Origin of the sequence: Algibacter lectus (assembly GCF_900112395.1) — a bacterium.
GTDB classification, from domain to species: domain Bacteria; phylum Bacteroidota; class Bacteroidia; order Flavobacteriales; family Flavobacteriaceae; genus Algibacter; species Algibacter lectus.
In genome coordinates, this window is the sequence record NZ_FOLN01000010.1 from 127083 (window position 1) to 148224 (window position 21142).

At 31.8% G+C, this 21142-nt stretch carries 22 protein-coding genes; 17 read left to right on the forward strand and 5 right to left on the reverse strand.

The window, feature by feature from the left end; genetic code table 11:
• Positions 1–456, reverse strand: a complete 456-nt coding sequence (locus BM246_RS16020) for an LEA type 2 family protein (RefSeq protein ID WP_074939261.1) — start codon at positions 454–456, stop codon at positions 1–3.
• A 54-nt stretch (positions 457–510) separates the two neighbouring features.
• On the opposite strand from BM246_RS16020, the gene BM246_RS16025 reads away from it, so the two are divergent.
• The 4 genes from BM246_RS16025 to BM246_RS16040 all read left to right on the forward strand — a co-directional run bounded on the left by BM246_RS16025 (position 511) and on the right by BM246_RS16040 (position 4920).
• Positions 511–1002: a GNAT family N-acetyltransferase gene (locus BM246_RS16025; protein WP_074939263.1), complete on the forward strand. Its 492-nt coding sequence runs from the start codon at positions 511–513 to the stop codon at positions 1000–1002.
• A 63-nt stretch (positions 1003–1065) separates the two neighbouring features.
• Positions 1066–1935 (forward strand): peptide chain release factor N(5)-glutamine methyltransferase, encoded by an 870-nt coding sequence (gene prmC / locus BM246_RS16030; protein ID WP_074939265.1) that lies wholly within the window; start codon positions 1066–1068, stop codon positions 1933–1935.
• Positions 1936–2095: 160 nt separating this feature from the next.
• Positions 2096–4099 (forward strand): NAD-dependent DNA ligase LigA, encoded by a 2004-nt coding sequence (gene ligA / locus BM246_RS16035; protein ID WP_042502831.1) that lies wholly within the window; start codon positions 2096–2098, stop codon positions 4097–4099.
• Between the two features lie 77 nt (positions 4100–4176).
• Positions 4177–4920 carry a hypothetical protein gene (locus BM246_RS16040; RefSeq protein WP_139221908.1) on the forward strand — a complete coding sequence of 248 codons (744 nt, stop codon included), beginning with the start codon at positions 4177–4179 and terminating at the stop codon, positions 4918–4920.
• Here BM246_RS16040 and BM246_RS16045 read toward each other — a convergent pair.
• The 3 genes from BM246_RS16045 to BM246_RS16055 are packed head-to-tail and all read right to left on the reverse strand — an operon-like array spanning position 4917 to position 7391.
• Positions 4917–5660 (reverse strand): YoaK family protein, encoded by a 744-nt coding sequence (locus BM246_RS16045; protein WP_074939270.1) that lies wholly within the window; start codon positions 5658–5660, stop codon positions 4917–4919. The genes BM246_RS16040 and BM246_RS16045 overlap by 4 nt on opposite strands.
• A 53-nt stretch (positions 5661–5713) precedes the next feature.
• The gene (locus BM246_RS16050; RefSeq protein WP_074939272.1) at positions 5714–6631 is read right to left on the reverse strand and encodes a bifunctional metallophosphatase/5'-nucleotidase; all 918 of its coding nucleotides are present in this window, start codon (positions 6629–6631) and stop codon (positions 5714–5716) included.
• A 1-nt stretch (position 6632) separates the two neighbouring features.
• Positions 6633–7391, reverse strand: coding sequence for a 5'-nucleotidase C-terminal domain-containing protein (locus BM246_RS16055; protein ID WP_042502822.1), 759 nt, complete (start codon positions 7389–7391; stop codon positions 6633–6635).
• 58 nt (positions 7392–7449) lie between these two features.
• Here BM246_RS16055 and BM246_RS16060 point away from each other — a divergent pair, with 58 nt between their 5' ends.
• The 13 genes from BM246_RS16060 (at position 7450) to BM246_RS16120 (ending at position 19985) form a co-directional block, all read left to right on the forward strand.
• Positions 7450–7968: a DUF6913 domain-containing protein gene (locus BM246_RS16060; protein ID WP_042498293.1), complete on the forward strand. Its 519-nt coding sequence runs from the start codon at positions 7450–7452 to the stop codon at positions 7966–7968.
• A gap of 1 nt (position 7969) precedes the next feature.
• Positions 7970–8848, forward strand: coding sequence for a 4-hydroxy-tetrahydrodipicolinate synthase (dapA, locus tag BM246_RS16065; protein ID WP_074939274.1), 879 nt, complete (start codon positions 7970–7972; stop codon positions 8846–8848).
• Between the two features lie 137 nt (positions 8849–8985).
• Positions 8986–9786, forward strand: coding sequence for an outer membrane protein assembly factor BamD (locus tag BM246_RS16070; protein ID WP_074939276.1), 801 nt, complete (start codon positions 8986–8988; stop codon positions 9784–9786).
• 14 nt (positions 9787–9800) lie between these two features.
• Complete coding sequence (locus BM246_RS16075; protein ID WP_042498299.1) at positions 9801–10130, forward strand: DNA-directed RNA polymerase subunit omega; 330 nt, start codon at positions 9801–9803, stop codon at positions 10128–10130.
• A 104-nt stretch (positions 10131–10234) separates the two neighbouring features.
• Positions 10235–11446 (forward strand): bifunctional phosphopantothenoylcysteine decarboxylase/phosphopantothenate--cysteine ligase CoaBC, encoded by a 1212-nt coding sequence (gene coaBC, locus BM246_RS16080; protein ID WP_074939278.1) that lies wholly within the window; start codon positions 10235–10237, stop codon positions 11444–11446.
• On the forward strand, positions 11439–12326 hold the full coding sequence (porD, locus tag BM246_RS16085) for a type IX secretion system protein PorD (RefSeq protein WP_042502820.1): 888 nt from the start codon (positions 11439–11441) through the stop codon (positions 12324–12326). Before coaBC ends, porD begins: the two co-directional genes overlap by 8 nt.
• A gap of 57 nt (positions 12327–12383) precedes the next feature.
• Entirely contained in the window at positions 12384–14036 is a 1653-nt protein-coding gene (gene recN, locus BM246_RS16090) for a DNA repair protein RecN (protein WP_074939280.1), read from the forward strand.
• Between the two features lie 167 nt (positions 14037–14203).
• On the forward strand, positions 14204–15025 hold the full coding sequence (locus tag BM246_RS16095) for an enoyl-ACP reductase FabI (protein WP_074939282.1): 822 nt from the start codon (positions 14204–14206) through the stop codon (positions 15023–15025).
• Between the two features lie 65 nt (positions 15026–15090).
• Positions 15091–16098 carry a glycosyltransferase family 2 protein gene (locus BM246_RS16100; RefSeq protein WP_074939284.1) on the forward strand — a complete coding sequence of 336 codons (1008 nt, stop codon included), beginning with the start codon at positions 15091–15093 and terminating at the stop codon, positions 16096–16098.
• On the forward strand, positions 16095–17051 hold the full coding sequence (locus BM246_RS16105; RefSeq protein WP_227805916.1) for a CdaR family protein: 957 nt from the start codon (positions 16095–16097) through the stop codon (positions 17049–17051). Before BM246_RS16100 ends, BM246_RS16105 begins: the two co-directional genes overlap by 4 nt.
• Complete coding sequence (coaE, locus tag BM246_RS16110) at positions 17048–17641, forward strand: dephospho-CoA kinase (RefSeq protein WP_042502814.1); 594 nt, start codon at positions 17048–17050, stop codon at positions 17639–17641. Before BM246_RS16105 ends, coaE begins: the two co-directional genes overlap by 4 nt.
• Positions 17642–17747: 106 nt before the next feature.
• Positions 17748–19277, forward strand: coding sequence for a sensor histidine kinase (locus BM246_RS16115; protein ID WP_083415833.1), 1530 nt, complete (start codon positions 17748–17750; stop codon positions 19275–19277).
• Positions 19278–19280: 3 nt separating this feature from the next.
• Positions 19281–19985 carry a response regulator transcription factor gene (locus tag BM246_RS16120; RefSeq protein WP_042502810.1) on the forward strand — a complete coding sequence of 235 codons (705 nt, stop codon included), beginning with the start codon at positions 19281–19283 and terminating at the stop codon, positions 19983–19985.
• A 229-nt stretch (positions 19986–20214) separates the two neighbouring features.
• On the opposite strand, the gene BM246_RS16125 is transcribed toward BM246_RS16120, so the two are convergent.
• On the reverse strand, positions 20215–20883 hold the full coding sequence (locus tag BM246_RS16125; protein WP_139221909.1) for a hypothetical protein: 669 nt from the start codon (positions 20881–20883) through the stop codon (positions 20215–20217).
• Positions 20884–21142: the final 259 nt, after the last annotated feature.

Genomic DNA, 21142 nt, shown 5'->3' on the forward strand with positions numbered 1-21142 from the left:
TTAAAATTTTATTTTAACGTTTTGGGTTTCGTTAACAGCATAACTATGCGAAAAACCAAAGGTTTTATAATTGATTTCTCCTGTGTATTGAATTTTAACCTTTTTGCTAAATAAGCTTCCTAATAATCCACTTAGGTTTTTATTGCTAAAAATACTGTCTGTTGGAATTTGAGCTTTTAACGGAATTGTAAATTCTTTTTTTGCCGGAACATCAAAATGTTCTGCCGATATATGTCCCATTTCATTATCGTTAACAAATATTTTAATGGCATCGGTTTGCAATTCGCCTCCAATATCGTTAGGGTTTAAAAACAGGGCATCGGCTGTAAACGTTACGTTTTTAGATGTTGACTCTAAGATTTTAATGTTTTGTACGCCTATAAAAGTCGGTTTTTCGGTTACAGTACAACTTAGAAAAGAGATGAGTAGTGTTGATAAAATTATGAGTTTCTTCATTACGTTTTTTTCGGATTTACTGTATCTTCACCAGACAAAAAGCAAAGTTTTATAGTGAACAAAGATAATATAGTTATTCGAGAAATTGGGCCTAATGACAACGCAGGAATCGAGCAAGTTATCAGGGCGTGTTTTCATGAGTTTAATATTCCTTTAGAAGGTACGGCTTACACCGATCTAGAAACCAAACAAATTTTTCAGGCTTACCAAAATACAAATGATGTTTATTTTGTTATTGAAGTAGATGGTGAAATTTTAGGAGGCGGTGGTTTAAAGCCTTTAAGCGGTTTTGAAACTACGGTTTGTGAAATTCAGAAAATGTATTTTTCATCTAAAATTAGAGGTAAAGGGTACGGAAAACTTTTGTTTTCTAAATGTTTAGAAGCTGCTAAATCTTTGGGATATAAACAATGTTATATTGAATCGTCTACACAATTAAAAGCGGCTATTCATATTTATGAAACTCATGGATTTAAACATCTAGACAGGGCTTTGGGTGATACTGGGCACTTTTCTTGTGGTGTTTGGATGCTAAAAGATTTATAGTTTTTTAGTTTGAATCAAAATTAACAAGAGTAAATGCACTAAGTATTTCTAATTATTGAAAAAATGAAGTTAAAAGACATTCAGAAAATATTTCACGACAAGTTAGAGCCATTTTTTCAATTAGAAGAAGTCGATAGTTTCTTTTATATTTTAATTGAAACCTATTATAAAGTAACACGTTTACAATTAGCAATGGATCGTGATTTAGAGGTCGAAAACGAGGCGCTTATTTTAGAAGCATTAATGTTGTTAGAGCAACAAATACCTATTCAATATATTTTAGGTGAAACCGAGTTTTACGGATTAACGTTTAAAGTAAACGATAACACTTTAATTCCAAGGCCTGAAACTGAAGAGTTGGTAAGTTGGGTGTTAAAATCGGTAGAAGAAAATAAAAGCATAAATATTTTAGATATAGGTACTGGCAGTGGTTGTATCGCTATTTCTATTGCCAAAAACTTACCAAATGCAAAGGTTTTTGCATTAGATGTTAGTGGTGAAGCTTTAAAGGTTGCTAGAGAAAATGCCGAGTTGAACCAGGTAGCTATTACTTTTATCAATCAAGATATATTATCGGTTGAAGGTGAGCAATTATTAGAAGATGCTAAATTTGATATCATTGTTTCTAATCCGCCTTACGTGCGTCATTTAGAGAAAAAGTTAATGCAAACTAACGTGTTGGAAAACGAACCGCATTTGGCACTTTTTGTTGATGATGAAAATCCGTTGGAATTCTACAAAGCTATTACCGAATTTGCAAGCCATAATTTAAAGGGAAACGGGCTTCTGTTTTTTGAAATAAATGAATATTTAGGAAACGAGATGATTCAATTATTAAAAGGAAATCATTTTAAAGACATCCATTTAAAACAGGATATGTTTAGAAAAGATAGAATGATTAATGGTGTTTTTACGGAACAAGAAACATTATAATTATATCAATAAATAATTCTATTTTCATTTAAAGAAATAAGAAATTGATGATTTTCAGTAGTTTTCTATTCAGATAGTATTTCCTAAATTTGAAGCGTAAAATAAAAAGTGCTGAATCATTTCAATAGAACATAAATTCAAGCAAAGTATACCCACATCAATGAGCAACATTAAAAAGCAAATTCAGGAATTAAGTGACGAATTACGTATGCACAACCATAATTATTATGTGTTGGATAATGCGACTATTTCCGATTACGATTTCGATATAAAATTAAAAGAACTTCAAGAATTAGAAGCTAAACATCCTGAGTTTACAGATGCTAATTCGCCAACGCAACGTGTAGGTGGTGCCGTTACTAAAAATTTTGAGACCATTAAGCATGCGCAGCGTATGTATTCATTAGATAATTCGTATTCTAAAGAAGATTTGCTCGATTGGGAAGCGCGAATTAAAAAAATGATAGATGGTGATGTTCAATACACTTGTGAGTTAAAATATGATGGTGCATCTATTAGTTTAACTTATGTTAATGGTGTATTGGAAAAAGCGGTAACTCGTGGTGATGGTTTTCAGGGGGATAATGTTACGGCTAATGTAAAAACTATAAAGTCTGTACCTTTAAAATTGAAAGGTGATTTTCCTCCAATATTTGATATTCGAGGAGAAATTGTATTGCCTTTTGAAGGGTTTAATAAAATGAACGAAGACCGGATTGAAATAGGGGAAGAGCCTTATAGAAATCCGAGAAATACAGCGTCAGGAAGTTTGAAGTTGCAAGATAGTGCAGAAGTTGCTAAGCGCCCTTTGGAGTGTTTGTTGTATAATTTAACAGGTGGAAATCTAGGTGTTTCTAATCAGTTTGAGAGTTTAGAAAAAGCACGTCAATGGGGTTTTAAAGTACCGGAAGTTGCTAAATTAGCGAATTCTATAGACGAAGTTTTAGAATTTATAAATTATTGGGATATACATCGTCATGATCTTCCTTTTGAAACTGATGGTGTTGTTGTAAAAGTGAATAGTTTGCAGCAACAAGAAGAACTTGGTTTTACATCCAAAGCACCACGTTGGGCTATGGCTTATAAATTTAAAGCCGAGCAAGTTTCTACACGATTAAACAGTATATCTTACCAAGTTGGTAGAACGGGAGCCATTACACCTGTGGCAAATTTAGAGCCTGTAGAATTAGCAGGAACAACGGTTAAGCGTGCGTCTTTACATAATGCAGATCAAATAGAGAAGCTTGATATTCGTGTTGGTGATATGGTTTATGTTGAAAAAGGTGGAGAGATTATTCCTAAAATATTAGGGGTGGATTTGGCTGAAAGGCCAGCAAATTCTGCGTCTACCGTATATATAACGAATTGTCCGGAATGTGATACACCTTTAGAGCGTAAAGTTGGCGAGGCACAGCATTATTGCCCGAATTATAATGGATGTAATCCTCAAATTATTGGAAGAATTCAGCATTATATTTCGCGTAAAGCGATGGATATTGATGGTTTGGGAGGAGAAACGGTTGCGCTTTTAGTTAATGAAGGTTTAATTACTAATTATTCCGATTTATATGAATTGACTAAGGAGCAAGTTATTCCGCTGGAACGTATGGCAGATAAAAGTGCCGAAAAATTGATTCAAGGCGTAGAACAATCTAAAAACATACCTTTCGAGCGTGTTCTTTTTGCTTTAGGTATTCGCTATGTTGGTGAAACGGTGGCTAAAAAGTTAGCGAGGCATTATAAAAGTATTGATGCGGTTCGAGAAGCATCACAAGAAGCTCTTGTTAGTGTTGATGAAATAGGAATTAAAATAGCAGAGAGCGTTTGTTTGTTTTTTGCTTCCGAAGAAAATAATAATATTATAAACCGATTAAAATCTTTTGGTGTTCAGTTAGAAATGTCGGCAGAAGAATTGGTTGGTAAAACGAGTTTACTTACCGGACAATCTATAGTTGTTACTGGAGTTTTTGAAACTGTTTCTAGAAATGAATTGAAGAAGCTTATTGAGGATAATGGAGGGAAAGTTAGTAGTTCTATCTCATCTAAAACAAGTTTTATAGTTGCTGGAGATAAAATGGGGCCTAGTAAAAAAGAGAAAGCAGAGAAGTTAAACGTAGAATTGATTAGTGAGGCTGAATTCTTGCAAAAGATAGGTTTTGAATAAAAATAATCGATTAAAAGCATTTTAGTTCTATCAAATTAAGCTATTTGTTTATATTTGTTTCGGTTTTAGAAGCAAATATGTACAAGTCAAAAATCTTTATAATATTAATTGCAGCTGTTTATGTTTTTTATGTTGTTTTCGAGTTTAACGGAAATCCAGACTTAGCATTTTACTTCGAATCACTTATTGTGCCACTAGTGGTTGCTCGCTATGTGGTTTCGGTTAAACCAAAAAACAAGTTGTTTTTGCTGTTTTTTGTGATTTTTGCTGCATCGGATTTGTTGGCTATTTTTGATAAAATTGCCTACCCAGATGTAAATTCTAGTTACTATCAATATGCCTATTATCTGGGGAATAGCTTATATGTTTTGGCTTATTTTATGCTGTTTTTTAAAATGTGTCAGTCTATAAATTTTAAATATGTGTTTAAAAACTTGAAGGTTCATTTGTTTGTTTTAATAGTGCTAGATGTCTACTTAATTTATGTATTATATGCTATCGAGCAGCCTAACCTTCGAACAAATAGTATCTATTTTTTAGAGAATACTTACAATATTATCATTCTATTAGTTTTGTCTTTATCGCTGCTAAATTATTTTTACCGCGATAATGAAAAATCACTTTTCTTGTTTTTTGGAGTGTTATGCCTTGTTTTTTCCGAAGTAATAGATGTTGCTAATATTTATATTTCTCAAAGTAGCTTATTAAACTTTTTGGCTACAACATTAGTTTTAGGAGCTTTTTACTTTTTCTACGAGCAATCTCAATTATCGAATGTTAGCCCAAGAGAAGATAAATATTATCCACACCTTAAACCTTAATTAGGGTTTTTTCGTTGGTTGTACTTTCTTTTTGTTTTTATGAGTTGATATCTAAAGTCGTCGTAAAATAAACTTGATAGCAAAATTAATGCCGCAAGTATTAGGGTATTTAATTTTAAATGAACTTCAGAATAAAAAAATCCGCCTATCAAACCTCCTATAAAGAAAGAAGAAATTATATATATACGTAACTTAATATTCTCTTTTAACTTGGCTCGGTCAGGATGAGATTCTGGGAATAATAAATGGGACAAATCTATACCTAAATCTGTAAAAAGCCCTGTGAGGTGTGTTGTTCTTACTACTGCGTTTGAAATTTTAGTAACAAATGAGTTTTGTAGGCCCATTGCAAAAAGCATTGCACAGACTATAAAATTAGGATAAGCTATTTCTATAAAGTTGCTTGTTACCGCAATAGAAATTAAAATTAAGCTTTCTATTAAAGTAGGTATAACAAAAACGTTGAGTTTTTTATTAACCCTATATTTTTCAATTAAAAAGCTTGAAGCAAAAGAACCAAGAAGAAAGGAAAAAATATATAGAAAATAGATGGTGCCTTTCCAAAATTCAAAATTAGCAAGATCGTATATAAAGAGCGCAAAATGCCCTGTTACATTTGTGGTTAATTGCTTAAATGATAAAAATCCGGTAACATTTATTATTCCAGCAGCTAAAGACAAAACAGTGGCAATTTGCAGGTTATGTTTTAAAGTTCTGCTTTTGCCTTGATGTCTAAACATGTGATACTCTTTTTAAAGGTATTCTTAATTTCAGTTCATGGATAAGTATAGCATTAGACAATAATCGAAGTTCCGTTAGCCGATTTGTTTTTATCGGAATCGAAATAGAAATCTATTTTACCTAGATTAATACCATAGCAGCCTACTTGGTTAACAAGTGTGTTTTTACCATCTATATTTTTTACAACAGTTGGCTTCTTTAAAAATGTATGCGTGTGGCCACCAATAATTAAATCGATATCTTTTGTTGCTCCAGCAAGTTTTAAATCGTCTATTTTATCTGGGTTGTTTTTATAATGATACCCTAAGTGAGATAAACAGATAATTAAATCGCAGTGTTCATCTTCTTTTAAAATACGCGTCATTTCTTGGCTTGTTTCAACGGGATCTAAATACTTTGTTTCCTTAAACATGCTTTTGTCTACCAAGCCAGTTAGCTCTATGCCTAAACCAAAAACGCCTATTTTAATACCATCTTTTATAAATGTTTTATAAGGTTTGGTATGTGTATCCATTATAGTGTTAGAGAAATCGTAGTTTGCTGTAATAAAAGGAAACTCAGCATGCGGTAATTGTGCATATAAACCATCGATACTATTATCAAAATCATGATTACCAATAGTTGCGGCATCATATTTTAATTTACTCATTAGTTTAAATTCCAATTCTCCACCGTAATAATTAAAATATGGTGTGCCTTGAAAAATGTCACCAGCATCTAATAGTAAAGTGTTAGGGTTTTCCTTCCTTATAGCATCTACTAAATTTGCTCTACGTGCAACACCACCCTTGTTTGCATTTCGACCATCTTCAGGTCCAAAAGCATCAATGTGGCTATGTACATCGTTAGTATGTAAAATTGTTATTTTAGATGTTTTATCAAGCGTAGTGAACGATTGAAGTCCCATGCTGCCAAGCGTAACTAATGCAGTTCCAGCGGTGGCTTGTTGTATAAAGTCTCTACGTTTCATATTATTTAATTTGAGTGAATCTATCGTCTATAACCGGGTTAATGGTGTCCAGTTTCATAAACTTATCAATTAGCGCATTTCTTATTTTATAATCTAAAACATATAGACTATCGTTTGTTTTAAAGAAGGTCATGTTATCGCCTCCACTGTATAGATAATCGTTTGTTGCAACATAGTAAGTTTTATCTTTTTCTATGTTTTTACCATTTACTTTAGCTTCAAGAATATTAGAATCTTTGTCTAATGTTAATTTAATTCCAGAAACCGGATGTGCTCGTTTTCCTCGAGATAAGTAAAGCATTATACTATCTACTTGTTCGCCTTTTAGCGCCACAACAACAATGCTGTTTTCAAAAGGCATTAAGCCAAAAGCGGTTCGTTTTGAAACATTTCCTTTAGATAAAATAGAGCGAATACCACCATGATTTAGTAAAACCATATCAATATCTTTTCCTGTTCTACTTTTAAAAATAGGGTTAGATTCGCTATAAACGGCATCGGCCATAAAATTACCAATAGCAGTATTGTATTCGCCATCTTTTTTAGTGTAGGTATCTGCAGAATAGGCTAAAACGCTATCAAGATCTTTTTCAATTCTGTCTTTAAAAGGTTTTATATAAGCTTCAATCTCACTATTTCCGCCTAAAGAATCTGTAATGGTAATTTGCTTACCTTCAATTTTTGTGAGATGTAATTTTTGATCTTTACACCCTGAAAAAACAAAAATATTTAACAAAATAAATAAATATGTAATCCTCATATATTAAACTAATTTTTTGAATGTACTTTTGCTACCTTTGCGCAAAGGATAAAGGTAAATGATTTTAAAGGGTTTTAAAGAAAAATCTAATAAAAAATACTTGAACAAATTATTATTGGAACGCCAATTGGAGGTTACCGATAGTGATGTTGAGAGTTTAGGGGTGATTCTAAATTTAGATGAAATTGACGATTTTGAGATGTTCAATTCGTTGGCCAATACCCTGAAAGTAAAGTCTAATAAATTGAAAATCATAGCCTTTTCTCAGAGTAAGAAAGAAGATTTAAAGACTTGGGATAATTGTTATAATCCTAAAGATTTTGGTTGGAGAGGTGCAATTAAAAACCCAGAATTAGAAGGGTTTTTAAATACTAAATTTGATGTTTTAGTTAGCTATTATGATACCGATATTTTAGAATTGAAGCTAATTACTGCAAAATCTAAGGCGAAATTTAAGATTGGAATATTGCAAAGTGACGAGCGGGTTAACGATTTAATTATAAAAACAAACTTAAAAGAGTTCGATTTATTTAAAACCGAAACTTTTAAATACTTAAAAATATTAAATAAAATTTAGAATGAATAGTAAGTTTCTTGGAACTGGAGTGGCATTGGTAACGCCTTTTAATGATGATTTAACAGTAAATCATGAAGCATTAACCAATATTGTAAACTTCAATATTGATAATGGCACAGAGTATTTGGTAATTAGCGGTACAACTGCCGAGAGTGTAACAATTACTAAAGACGAAAAGAAAGCTATTGTTGCCACTATTGCTAAAGCTAATAATGGTCGTGTACCTTTAGTTTTAGGCATTGGAGGTAATAATACTATGCAGGTTATTGAAGAAATTAAAGCAACAGATTTAAGTGTTATCGATGCCATTTTATCTGTTACACCTTATTATAGCAAGCCAACTCAAGAAGGGATTTATCAACATTTTAAAGCCATATCAGAAGCTTCGCCTGTAGATATTATATTATATAATGTGCCAGGAAGAACATCTAAAAATATGGATGTTAGTACAACGCTAAGGTTGGCAAACGATTTTAAAAATGTTATTGCTGTAAAAGAAGCAGGAAATAACGTGGCTCAATATTTACAATTACTAAAGAATAAACCAGAAGACTTTTTAGTGATTTCTGGGGATGATGATTTAGCATTATCTATTGTTTTAGCCGGTGGAGCAGGAGTTATCTCTGTAATAGGGCAAGCATTTCCTAAAGATTTTTCTGAAATGATTCGTTTAGGATTAAAAGGAGATAATAAAGCAGCTTACAAACTTCATTTTAAATTAATGAATGTTATCGATTATATATTTGAGGAGAATAACCCATCTGGAATTAAAGCTGTTTTTCAAGCTTTAGGCTTATGTGAAGATACTGTGAGGTTGCCTTTAGTGCCCGCAACAGATGCCTTAAAGCAAAAAATTAAAGATTTTGTAGAAGCTTATTAAATATTTTCTCAGTGTTAAATATAACTTAAACCTTATGATTACTGGGTTTAAGCCTCTATTTTAGCAAAAGTTTGGATTGAAAATAATATTTTTAATATCCATATTATTAACCTAATTTTGCATCCTCTTTTATATTTATGAAAAAGTTTTTTTACATTTTATTAGTATTCACTGTTTTAAGTAGTTGTAGCGAGTATCAAAAGGTTTTAAAATCTGAAGATATTGCCACTAAATTTAAAATGGGTGAAGAATTATATAACGAAGGTAAGTTTGCTAAAGCCAATAGGTTATTTGCTCAAATTGTACCTAATTATAGAGGGAAACCTCAAGCAGAAAAATTGATGTATTTATATTCTAATTCTTTCTATGAAATGGGAGATTATTATGTAGCAGGATATCAGTTCGAGCGTTTTGCATCAAGTTATCCAAATAGTGAAAAGCAAGAAGAAGCTTCTTTTTTAAGTGCAAAAAGTTATTCAATGCTTTCACCAGCTTATACTAAAGATCAAAAGCAAACGGTTGAAGCTATTGAGAAATTGCAAACATTTATTAATGTGTTTCCAGAATCTAAATATGTTGCCGATGCAAATACTTTGGTACAAGAGTTAGATTTTAAATTAGAGAATAAAGCATATAGTATAGCAAAGCAGTATAACTTAATCTCAGATTATGAGGCGTCAATAAAATCATTCAATAATTTTATTTTCGATTTCCCAGGATCTTCTTTAAGAGAAAAAGCTTTGTTTTACAGATTAGATTCTGCCTATAAATTAGCAATGAATAGTGTAGAACGAAAAAAAGAAGCACGTTTAAATCAGGCTAAAGAATTTTACGAAAGCTTTAAAAAGGCTTATGTAAACTCTGAGTTCATTTCGCAAGCAGATGATATGGCAGTAGAATTAAATGGCGCTTTAGAAAATTATAGCACAAAAAGTTAAATAACAAGACCAAAATGGATTTAAAGAAAACCAATGCTCCCGTTAATACGATTACGTATGATAGAAATCAAATAGATGAGCCAACAGAGAACATCTACGAGTCAATTTCAATCATATCAAGACGTGCAGAGCAAATTAATACGGAGATTAAAAAAGAATTAATCGATAAGTTAGAAGAATTTGCTACTTATAACGATAGTCTTGAAGAGATCTTTGAAAATAAGGAGCAAATTGAGGTGTCTAAATTTTACGAAAAATTACCAAAACCTCATTCATTAGCTGTTCAAGAATGGTTAACAGATAAAATTTATTTTAGAAATACAGAAGAAGATACTCAAGAGTAAATTCTTAAATTTCTTTACAATATTTAAACTCCAAACCAATTATAATAATAGGCTTGGAGTTTCTTAGGTTATTAGGTAAATATTAAAATTGAAGCATCTATTTTATGAGTATTTTAAACGGTAAAAATGTACTGTTAGGAGTTACGGGAGGTATTGCAGCTTATAAAACGGCTTCATTAGTTAGGTTATTTGTTAAATCTGGAGCAAACATAAAAGTCGTAATGACGCCTGCGGCTAAAGAGTTTGTTACACCGTTAACCTTATCTACACTTTCTAAAAACCCGGTACATTCTACTTTTACAAATGAAGAAGATGATAATGCTATTTGGAATAATCATGTAGATTTAGGACTTTGGGCCGATGTTTTTATTGTTGCACCAGCCACAGCAAATACCTTATCTAAAATGATGAACGGTGCTAGCGATAACTTACTTCTAGCTACATATTTATCAGCCAAATGCCCAGTATATTTTGCACCAGCCATGGATTTAGATATGTATAAGCATCCCGCATCATTAGAATCTTTTGAAAAGCTTCAGAGTTTTGGGAATATTATGATTCCTGCTGGAAGCGGAGAATTAGCGAGTGGTTTAGTAGGCGGGGGCCGGATGGCAGAGCCGGAAGATATTGTGTCTTTTATTGAACAAGATATCTTAGGTAAATTACCGCTACGTGGAAAAAAAATATTAATTACTGCTGGACCAACTTACGAAGCCATAGATCCTGTGCGTTTTATTGGTAATCATTCTAGTGGAAAAATGGGTTTTGAAATAGCAAAAGCATCTGCTAACCTTGGAGCAGAAGTGGTTTTAATTTCAGGACCAACACATCAAAAAGTATCACATTCTTTAATAAACGTAGTGCCGGTTGTTAGTGCTGCTGATATGTATAATGCGGTTCATGAGCATTTCAATACTGTTGATGTTGCAGTGCTTTCTGCAGCAGTTGCCGATTTTACTCCAAAAGAAGTTTCTAATCAGAAAATAAAAAAGAAAAGTGATACGTTAACGTTAGAGTTAGGGCGTACTAAAGATATTTTAGCTTCGTTAGGCGATATTAAAACAAGTCAATACTTAGTTGGTTTTGCTTTAGAAACTAACAACGAGCTCGAAAATGCAAAAGGAAAATTAAAAAGAAAGAATTTAAATTTAATTGTTTTAAATTCGTTAAATGATAAAGGCGCTGGTTTTAAAGGCGACACCAATAAAGTTACTTTTATTGATGATGCTGGTAATATTACCGAAAATAGCCTAAAATCAAAAGCCGATGTGGCGATAGATTTGTTAAACAAAATTATTGAAAATATACATGCGTAACATATTAGTTGTTTTATTGTTAGTATTAAGTTTCACGGGTATTTCGCAAGAACTAAACTGTAAAGTGATTGTTAATGCGCAACAAACCGGAAACGAAAACTTTCCTATTTTTAAAACTCTAGAAAAACAACTTACCGAGTTTGTCAATAAAACAAAATGGACTAACCAGAAGTTTGCACCACAAGAGCGCGTAGATTGTAGTATGTTTATTAATATTGTTGAGTATAGCGGAGAGTCTTTTAGTGCAACGTTACAAGTACAATCTTCTCGACCAACTTACGGCTCATCATATAGCTCTCCAATTTATAATTTTAACGATAAGGATTTTAATTTTAGATATTTAGAATTTCAAAATCTAATATTTAACCCAACGCAATACGAATCTAATTTAGTTTCTGTGTTAGGGTTTCATGTATATATGGTTCTCGGTTTAGATGCCGATTCGTTTGCCGAAAAAGGTGGAGATCCTTATTTTAAGCAAGCACAAATTATTACAAATTATTCTCAGCAAAGCAATTCTGCAGGCTGGAAGTTAGAAGATGGTTTACAAAGTCGTTTTGCACTTATCGATAACATAATGTCGCCTACGTTTAAGGAGTTTCGCGAGGTTATGTATACATACCATAGAGAAGGTATGGATGTTATGGCAGAAAATAATAAAAAAGGTAAACAAGAGATTGCATCGGCACTTTCTACATTTAAAGATATGAATAGCCGTAGACCTAATTCTTTTTTATTACGAACGTTTTTTGACGCAAAAGCCGACGAGTTAGAACAAATTTTTAGTGACGGACCAAATGTAAATATTGCAAGTTTGAAAGAAACACTGCAACGTATTGCGCCTATGCACAGTTCTAAATGGAGTAACATTAAGTTTTAGAATAACACTTTTATACTAACAACTAATCATTAAGTCTAACATAAAAGACTACAAAAAATGCTAACATCGCTTTCTATAAAAAATTACGCATTAATCGATTATTTACAGGTTAATTTTAACGATGGTTTTTCTATAATTACAGGTGAAACTGGAGCTGGAAAATCTATTCTTCTTGGTGGTTTATCTTTAATTTTAGGAAAACGTGCCGATTTAAGTAATTTAAAAGATACTTCAAAAAAATGCATCATTGAAGCTGTTTTTAATGTTTCAAACTATAAATTGAAAGGCTTATTTGAAGCGGAAGATTTCGATTATGAAGAGCAAACTATTATCCGTCGAGAAATTTTGCCTTCAGGTAAATCACGAGCTTTTGTAAACGATTCTCCGGTGAATTTAAAAGGTTTACAGGTTTTGGGCGAACGGTTAATCGATATTCATTCTCAGCATCAAACCATGCAGTTAACCGATAATGGTTTTCAGTTTCAAATAATAGATGCTTTAGCTAATAACGATGCTATTTTACAAGATTATAAGGTTGAATTAAAAAGCTATAAAAAACTTCAGAAGGATTTAAAAGAACTTTTAACCTTTCAGGCGGAAGCCATTAAAGAGCACGATTACAACTCCTTTTTATTAAGTGAATTGGTAGAAGCTAATTTAGTTGATGGTGAAATGGAAACGCTAGAGGAGGAGTATGAGACTTTAAATAATATTGAAGGCATACAGGAAAAACTATCGGAAGCACATCAATTACTTTCAGAAGAAGAAATTGGAGTTTTAGGAAGTTTAACGAATTTGAAGAATGTATTTCAGAAGTTGTCAGGTATATCCTCTAAGTACGAAGATTTATTTAACCGCGTTAACAGTAGTCTTATTGAAATGGACGATGTTTTCAGTGAGGTAGATACTTTGCAAGAGGAATTAGATGCCGATCCGGCTAGGTTAGAAGTTGTAGATTCAAAACTTAAAGCCATTCATAATTTAATGCAAAAGCACGTTGCGGAAGATGTTGCAGAGCTTATTCAAATTAAAAATGCATTAGAAGAAAAGGTTTCCGCAACAGAGAGTTTAGATGAAAATATTCAGAAAAAAGAAAATGAAATCTTAACTAAAACCAAGCAAATTAATAAGATTTCAAAAGAAATAAATAAAACACGTGTTGCTGTAATTCCGCAGTTAAAAAAGGAATTAGAAACTATTTTAGCGAGCTTAGGGATGCCAAATGCTCAGTTTAAAATTGAAGCGACATTAAAAGATGCCTTTTTTGCAAATGGCCAAGACGAGCTAACGTTTTTGTTTTCTGCAAATAAAGGAGGTCAATTTAACGAACTGAAAAAAGCAGCATCTGGTGGTGAGTTATCACGAATTATGCTTGCTATTAAGTCTGTTTTATCAAATTATATACAATTGCCAACTATTATGTTTGATGAAATTGATACTGGAGTTTCTGGTGAGATTTCTAACAAAATGGGAGATATTATGCAGGACATGAGTAAAACCATGCAAGTGTTTTCTATTACACATTTACCGCAAGTTGCAGCTAAAGGACATTCGCATTTTAAAGTCTATAAGGAAGATGTAGACGATGTTACACGAACCAATTTAGTAAAGCTAAATCACGACGAACGTATTGTAGAAATTGCACAAATGTTGGGTGGAATAGAAATGTCGTCGTCAGCCATTGCACATGCTAAGGAATTACTGAATTAAAAAAACTAAAGCTTTTAAGTTTTAAAGTTTAAAGTTTAGTATTTTTGCGGCGTTAAATTAATCAATAAATTAAAAATACGGCCCGTATTATAGCCTTGTAAAGGGAGATAACAACGAAACAAACCAGAACAAACGTTTTGTTGAACTAGGGAAATAAACCAATTAATATGTACAATTTACTAAAAGGAAAAAGAGGAATTATTTTTGGAGCATTAGATGAAAATTCAATTGCTTGGAAAACTGCAGAACGTGTTCATGAAGAAGGCGGAACTTTTGTTTTAACAAACGCGCCAGTTGCCATGAGAATGGGACAGATTAATGAATTGGCTGAAAAAACTGGTTCTCAAATTATTCCTGCTGATGCGACTTCGGAAGAAGATTTACAGAATTTAGTAGAGAAATCTATGGAAATTCTTGGAGGTAAAATTGATTTTGTTTTACACTCTATCGGAATGTCTATTAACGTACGTAAAGGAAAGCATTACACCGATCAGAATTATGCATGGACCCAAAAAGGAACAGATGTTTCTGCAATGTCTTTTCATAAAGTTATGCAAACGCTTTACAAAGCAGATGCTATGAACGAGTGGGGTTCTATTGTAGCTTTAACTTACATGGCTGCACAACGTGTGTTTCCAGATTATAACGATATGGCTGATAATAAAGCATATTTAGAGAGTGTAGCTCGTAGTTTTGGATATTTCTTCGGAAGAGATAAAAAAGTACGTGTAAACACTATTTCTCAATCGCCAACACCAACTACTGCAGGTAGTGGTGTAAAAGGTTTTGATGGTTTTATTGCTTACGCCGATAAAATGTCTCCACTTGGTAATGCTACAGCTTTAGATTGTGCAAACTATACTGTTTCTATGTTTAGTGATTTAACTAAGCGTGTAACACTACAAAACTTATTCCATGATGGTGGTTTTAGTAATATGGGTGTTAGTGACGAAGTTATGACTGCATTTGTTGCTGCAGAAGAAAAATAGAAAATAAAGATTATATATTATGAAAGCCACCTGTAAAAGGGTGGCTTTTTTGTTACTTTTGTGTTATGCAGTTAGAGTTTTCATTCATAATTCCGGTTTATAATCGACCAGACGAAACCCAAGAACTTTTAGAGAGTTTTGTGGGGTTAAAAACGGATACAAATTTTGAAATTGTTATCGTTGAAGATGGTTCTACTTTATCATCAAAATCAATAGTAGATGCTTTTAAAAATAAGTTAGATATTTCTTATTATTTCAAAGAAAATTCAGGACCAGGAGATTCTAGAAACTATGGAATGCAAAGAGCTAAGGGGAATTACTTTATTATTTTAGATTCTGATTGTATTTTACCACAACAATATTTATCTGAAGTTGAAAAAGGGTTAGAAGCTAATTATGTGGATTGTTTTGGAGGGCCAGATGCGGCACACCAATCGTTTACTAATTTACAGAAAGCTATTAATTTTTCAATGACTTCTTTTATCACTACAGGCGGTATCAGAGGGAATAAAAAAAGTGTGGATACCTTTCAGCCGCGAAGTTTTAATATGGGGTTATCAAAAGTAGCTTTTCTTGCTTCTTCTGGTTTTGGACGTATACATCCTGGTGAAGATCCCGATTTATCTATTCGTTTATGGAATTTAGGTTTTAAAACTACTTTAATTCCTGAAGCTTTTGTGTATCATAAACGCCGCATTTCTTGGAGTAATTTTTATAAACAGGTTAATAAATTTGGAATGGTAAGGCCTATTTTAAATAGCTGGCACCCTTCAACTAAAAAAATAACATATTGGTTTCCTACGTTGTTTTGCTTAGGCTTTGTGTTTGCTGTTTTATTGTTTCTTATTAATATTAATCTTGGCTTAATAGCTTATTCGTTGTATTTCGGAGTTGCCTTTTTATTAGCTTTAATTTCTACCAAAAATATCGTGGTTTCTATTTTGGCAATACCGGCAATAATTATTCAATTTTTTGGTTATGGTTATGGGTTTTTAAAATCAACAATAGCTGTATCCGTTTTAAATAAGGATCCTGAAACTCACTTTCCTAAATTATTTTTTAAATCAAAATGATAAAAAAATTAAAGTCTCATTTATTATCTTCTATAAAAAGTAAAAAAATCAATATTTTTCTACTCTTTCTGGTGTCGGCTTTTATTATCTTGATTTTTAATAAACTATCTAAAGAATATACTAATACTCTCGTGTTTAATATTGAGATGGAGCATGTGCCTCAAGAGCATGTTATTTTGAATGATAGCACTAATTTTTTGGCCATTACCTTAAAAACTCATGGTTTTAAATGGTTGAATTATTATATGAGTACACCTAAGGTTAAAATTGATTTTGCTAAAGATGTTTATAGAAAAGATTCGGCTTATGTTTGGCATAAATCGATTAAATACTTAGCAAATACGCAATTTGAAAGTCATGTGGAATTATTAAATATTTTACCAGATACACTTTACTTTAAGTATGGTGTTAATTTGGTGAAAAAAGTACCTGTTAAACTCAAATCGGATGTTAGTTTCTCGTTAGGATATGATGTTGCTGGAGACTATAAATTACAACCCGATTCGGTAACTGTAATAGGGCCAGATGTTTTGGTATCAAAATTAAAATTTATTGAAACTAAGCCAGTAACTTTAATAGATGTAAAAACGGATATTACTAAGAATTTAGAATTGGACCTTCCTAATATGGCCGATTTAAAATTTTCGAGTAAAACATCTGTTTTAAAGGCTACAGTTGAAAAGTTTACAGAAGGAAAATTAAAAATTCCTGTTCATATTATAAATACGCCAGATTCTTTAAGAATAAAATATTTTCCAAAGGAAATTAACGTATCTTATTACGTAAGTTTAAAAAACTTTAATAGCGTTACAGTAAAGGATTTTAAAGTGGTTTGCGATTATAGCAAAGTAACAAAAGGCTCTACGTTAACACCAGAATTAGTTAAAATGCCAGAACAGGTTAAAAACGCAAGAATAAATCAGCAATTAATAGAATTTATTATAACAAAATGATTGTAGTAGGGCTTACAGGTGGTATTGGTAGTGGGAAAACAACGGTAGCAAAAATGTTTAAGGCATTAGATGTGCCTGTATATATTGCCGATGTTGAAGCGAAAAAATTGATGAGTAAGTCTAAAATTATTAAACGCAAACTTATTGAGTTGTTTGGGGAACAAGCTTATTTGGATAACAGTTTAAATAAGCCATTTATAGCCAGTATAATTTTTAACGATAAAAATATGCTAAACCAAATGAATGCTATAATCCACCCAAGAGTAGCTAGGCATTTTGAAAAGTGGACAGCCAAACAAAAGTCAGAATATGTTATAAAAGAAGTTGCTATTTTATTTGAAAATGGAAGCGATAAACTTTGCGATTACATTATTGCGGTAACGGCTCCTGAAGCAACTAAAATAGAGCGTGTTTTGGAACGTGATAATACTTCAGAAGAAAAGGTAAAAGCGATTATGGATAATCAATGGAGCGATGCCGAAAAAGTAAAGCTTTCGCATTTTGTTATCGAAAATATTGACCTCGAAAAAACTAAAAAACAAGTAGCTTCTGTACACGCTCAGATTCTTAAAAAAATACAGAAATCATAGAATTTTAACATTTTTGTTAATGTAAGGTTAAAAGCTATTTTAGTAAATGTTAAAATGTTAATTTTGAATAATGAGCAAACGTATAATTTTCGTTTTAATATTGTTAATGAGTTTATCTTTGATAGGGATAATTTCTATTCAAGCTTACTATATTAACAATTCTGTAAAGAACGAAAAAGAGCGTTTTAGGAGTAGTGTAAAAACGGCACTTTACTATGTTTCTAACACTATTGAAACTAAGGAAGAGGCAGAGTATGTTTACAAACTTCAGAATTTGGTTTTGCAAGGTGTATCGGTAGATACGGCTGCTATTAGAAACTTAAATATTATTCAAGAAGACTCCGATTCAAAAGAAATTGTAGTTTACAGCAGTGGTATTTTAGAAGAAAATTATAAATTAAGTTCACCACTTTTTGATATGGGTTTAGATACTATAAATGTGAAACGCATTTATAATGAACGCCAAACAAGAGTGTATAGTAATAAGGAATCGGATTTAGACATAAGTTCTAATGATAAATTATTGGTTTTAGAGAAGATGTCTACAACCGATAAAATTTTATTTGAAGACCTTTATAAGGATATTGCACAAAGACGACCAATTCATCAAAGAGTTTCGAGAGAAACGATTGAAGAAATGCTAGCTCGAAAGTTAAAAGAAGATTCGATTAACATTAATTTCGAGTTCGCCATTTATAGTAACGATTTGGCAACAAAAATTCAGAGTGACTCCTTTGATTATGATAAGGCTTCAACTTATTCTGTGCCTATTTTTTCTAATATGAATACGGGAAGTCCGTATAAATTATTGGTAAACTTTCCGGAAGATGGTAAGTTTATTTTATCGACTATTATTGGCATGATTTTGCTGTCTATCGTATTTACGTTAATCATTATTATGGCGTATACAGGAGCGCTTTATCAGTTAATGAAACAACGTAAAATTTCGGAAATAAAAACCGATTTTATCAATAATATGACGCATGAGTTTAAAACGCCCATTGCGACTATAAATTTAGCCCTGGATTCTATTAAGAATCCCAAAATTATTGGAGATCGTGAAAAGGTAATTCGTTATCTAAACATGATTAAAGAAGAGAATAAACGTATGCATGCCCAAGTTGAAAATGTGTTACGTATTTCTAAATTAGAGAAAAATGAGCTAAATATTAGTAAAGAACGTGTTGATTTTCATGAGTTAATAGAAGATGCTATTACACATGTGGAATTGATTGTGGAAGACAGACAAGGCTATATACATACGCACTTGGATGCAGAAAGCACATCGGTTTTAGCAAATGAAACGCACTTTACAAATGTGGTGGTAAATATTTTGGATAATGCTATTAAATATTCGCCAGAAGCCCCAAAAATTGATGTGTATACAGAAAATGTTGGGACTAATATTATATTGAAAATTAAAGACCAAGGTAGCGGAATGAGTAAAGCTGCCGTAAAACGTGTGTTCGAAAAATTTTACAGAGAACATACTGGAAATATACATAATGTTAAAGGCCATGGACTTGGTTTAGCATACGTGAAACGCATAGTAGATGACCATCAAGGTTATATAACAGTAGAAAGTGAAAAAGACAAAGGAAGTACTTTTACAGTAAGGCTTCCGTTAATATCGTAAATTATGGAAGAGCATAAAAAAAGAATTTTATTAGTAGAAGATGATCCAAATTTTGGAACCGTACTTAAGGATTATTTAATGATGAATGATTATGACGTAACGCATGCCAAAAATGGTATGGAAGGTTTTGAAAAATTCAAAAAGGATGATTTCGATTTATGTATTTTAGACGTTATGATGCCGTATAAAGATGGCTTTACTTTAGCTAAAGAAATACGTGAAAAAAACACTGATGTGCCTATTGTTTTCCTAACGGCTAAAACCATGAAAGAAGATGTACTTAAAGGTTATAAAGTAGGAGCAGACGATTATTTAAACAAGCCGTTTGATAGTGAGGTGTTACTAATGAAGATAAAAGCTATTATTCAAAGAAAAGCAACGGAAACAGTTTCTGATAGTAAGCAATTTGAATTTAAAATTGGTGGCTTCGATTTAAATTCTAAACTTCGTTTTTTAAGCTTTAATGGTGCAGAGCCTGTAAAATTATCGCCAAAAGAAAATGAGTTGTTACGTTTATTAGCACTACATGAAAATGATTTAATGCCTCGTGAATTAGCACTGACCAAAATATGGAGAGACGATAATTATTTCACGTCAAGAAGTATGGATGTTTACATTGCAAAGCTTCGTAAGTATTTAAAATTAGATCCAAAAGTAGAAATACTTAATATACATGGTGAAGGATTTAGATTAGTTGTAAATAGCTAACATTTCAACATAAATAAAATTTAAAAACCTGTCAGTTTATATAAACTGACAGGTTTTTTTATGATATATTTATTCGGGAATTGATGATTTATGCCTATTCTATTTAGTTTTACATGAAGTTAAAAATGAAACACCCTCACTAAAAATTATATTTAGTGAGGGTGTTTTTAAATTATTTAAACTTAGAAAACAGATTTAATCTAATACCTTATAACCTTTACTTGATGCTTTATAACTCAGGTACCGTTACAGTTTTACAACTAAATTGTTCTTCTGGGCAAGCATCGGTAATTAGGCCATAACAAACCTCGTATGTTCCTGGATCTAGGGATATAAAAAAGTTTCCTTGATCAAAACCATCTCCCCAAGCTGTATTTTTATATTCCCCATCTAAATAATATTTTAAATCATAACCAGCTTTAATACTAGTGCCATCTATTACATCAAAATTGGGTTGTATTTGGTAGTATCCTTCAGAAAATAAAGAGATATTAAAATCAGGAATAAAGCAATCGGCGACTTCTATAGTTTCACAGCTAGTTCGTGTTTCTGTACAGTCGTTTGTGGTTAACTCAAAACAAACCTCATGGGTTCCAGGCTCTAAAGTTGTTCTAAATTCACCATCATCCCAAGCAGCACCTAAGGCTTGATATTTATATTCGCCATCTACAAAAAACTTTAAATTATAACCTTCTTTAATTTGGGTTCCATTTAGTATTTCAAATTCAGGAGAAAACACATAAGATGTTCCAGAGGGGTGTTCTGTAGTGAAATTAGGCTTAAAACAATCTTCTAATGTGTCATCATCATCTTCACAAGAAGTAATAGCTATAAAAGTTAGTAAAAGTGTAAAGATGGTACTTTTAAACAATGAAAAGAAACGTGATTTAAATTTCATAACAATTAAGGTTAAGGAGTTAAGTGTTTGCTTTTTTCTTTTTACATGATGTACAAATGTACTTTTTATTGTGTAAAGTTTTTCTTCTTAAAGTTGTTTTTTTCTTTCAAATTATAGCAAATCAAACATTATTATATATGCTTCAATAATTTATGTTTTTACTTAAAAACAAAGCAATAAATTAACAATTACACTGTCGGTTTTAGGGAAACAAAAAAACACTTCAAAGTGAAGTGTTTTTTGTTTTTAGAGAGTAGAG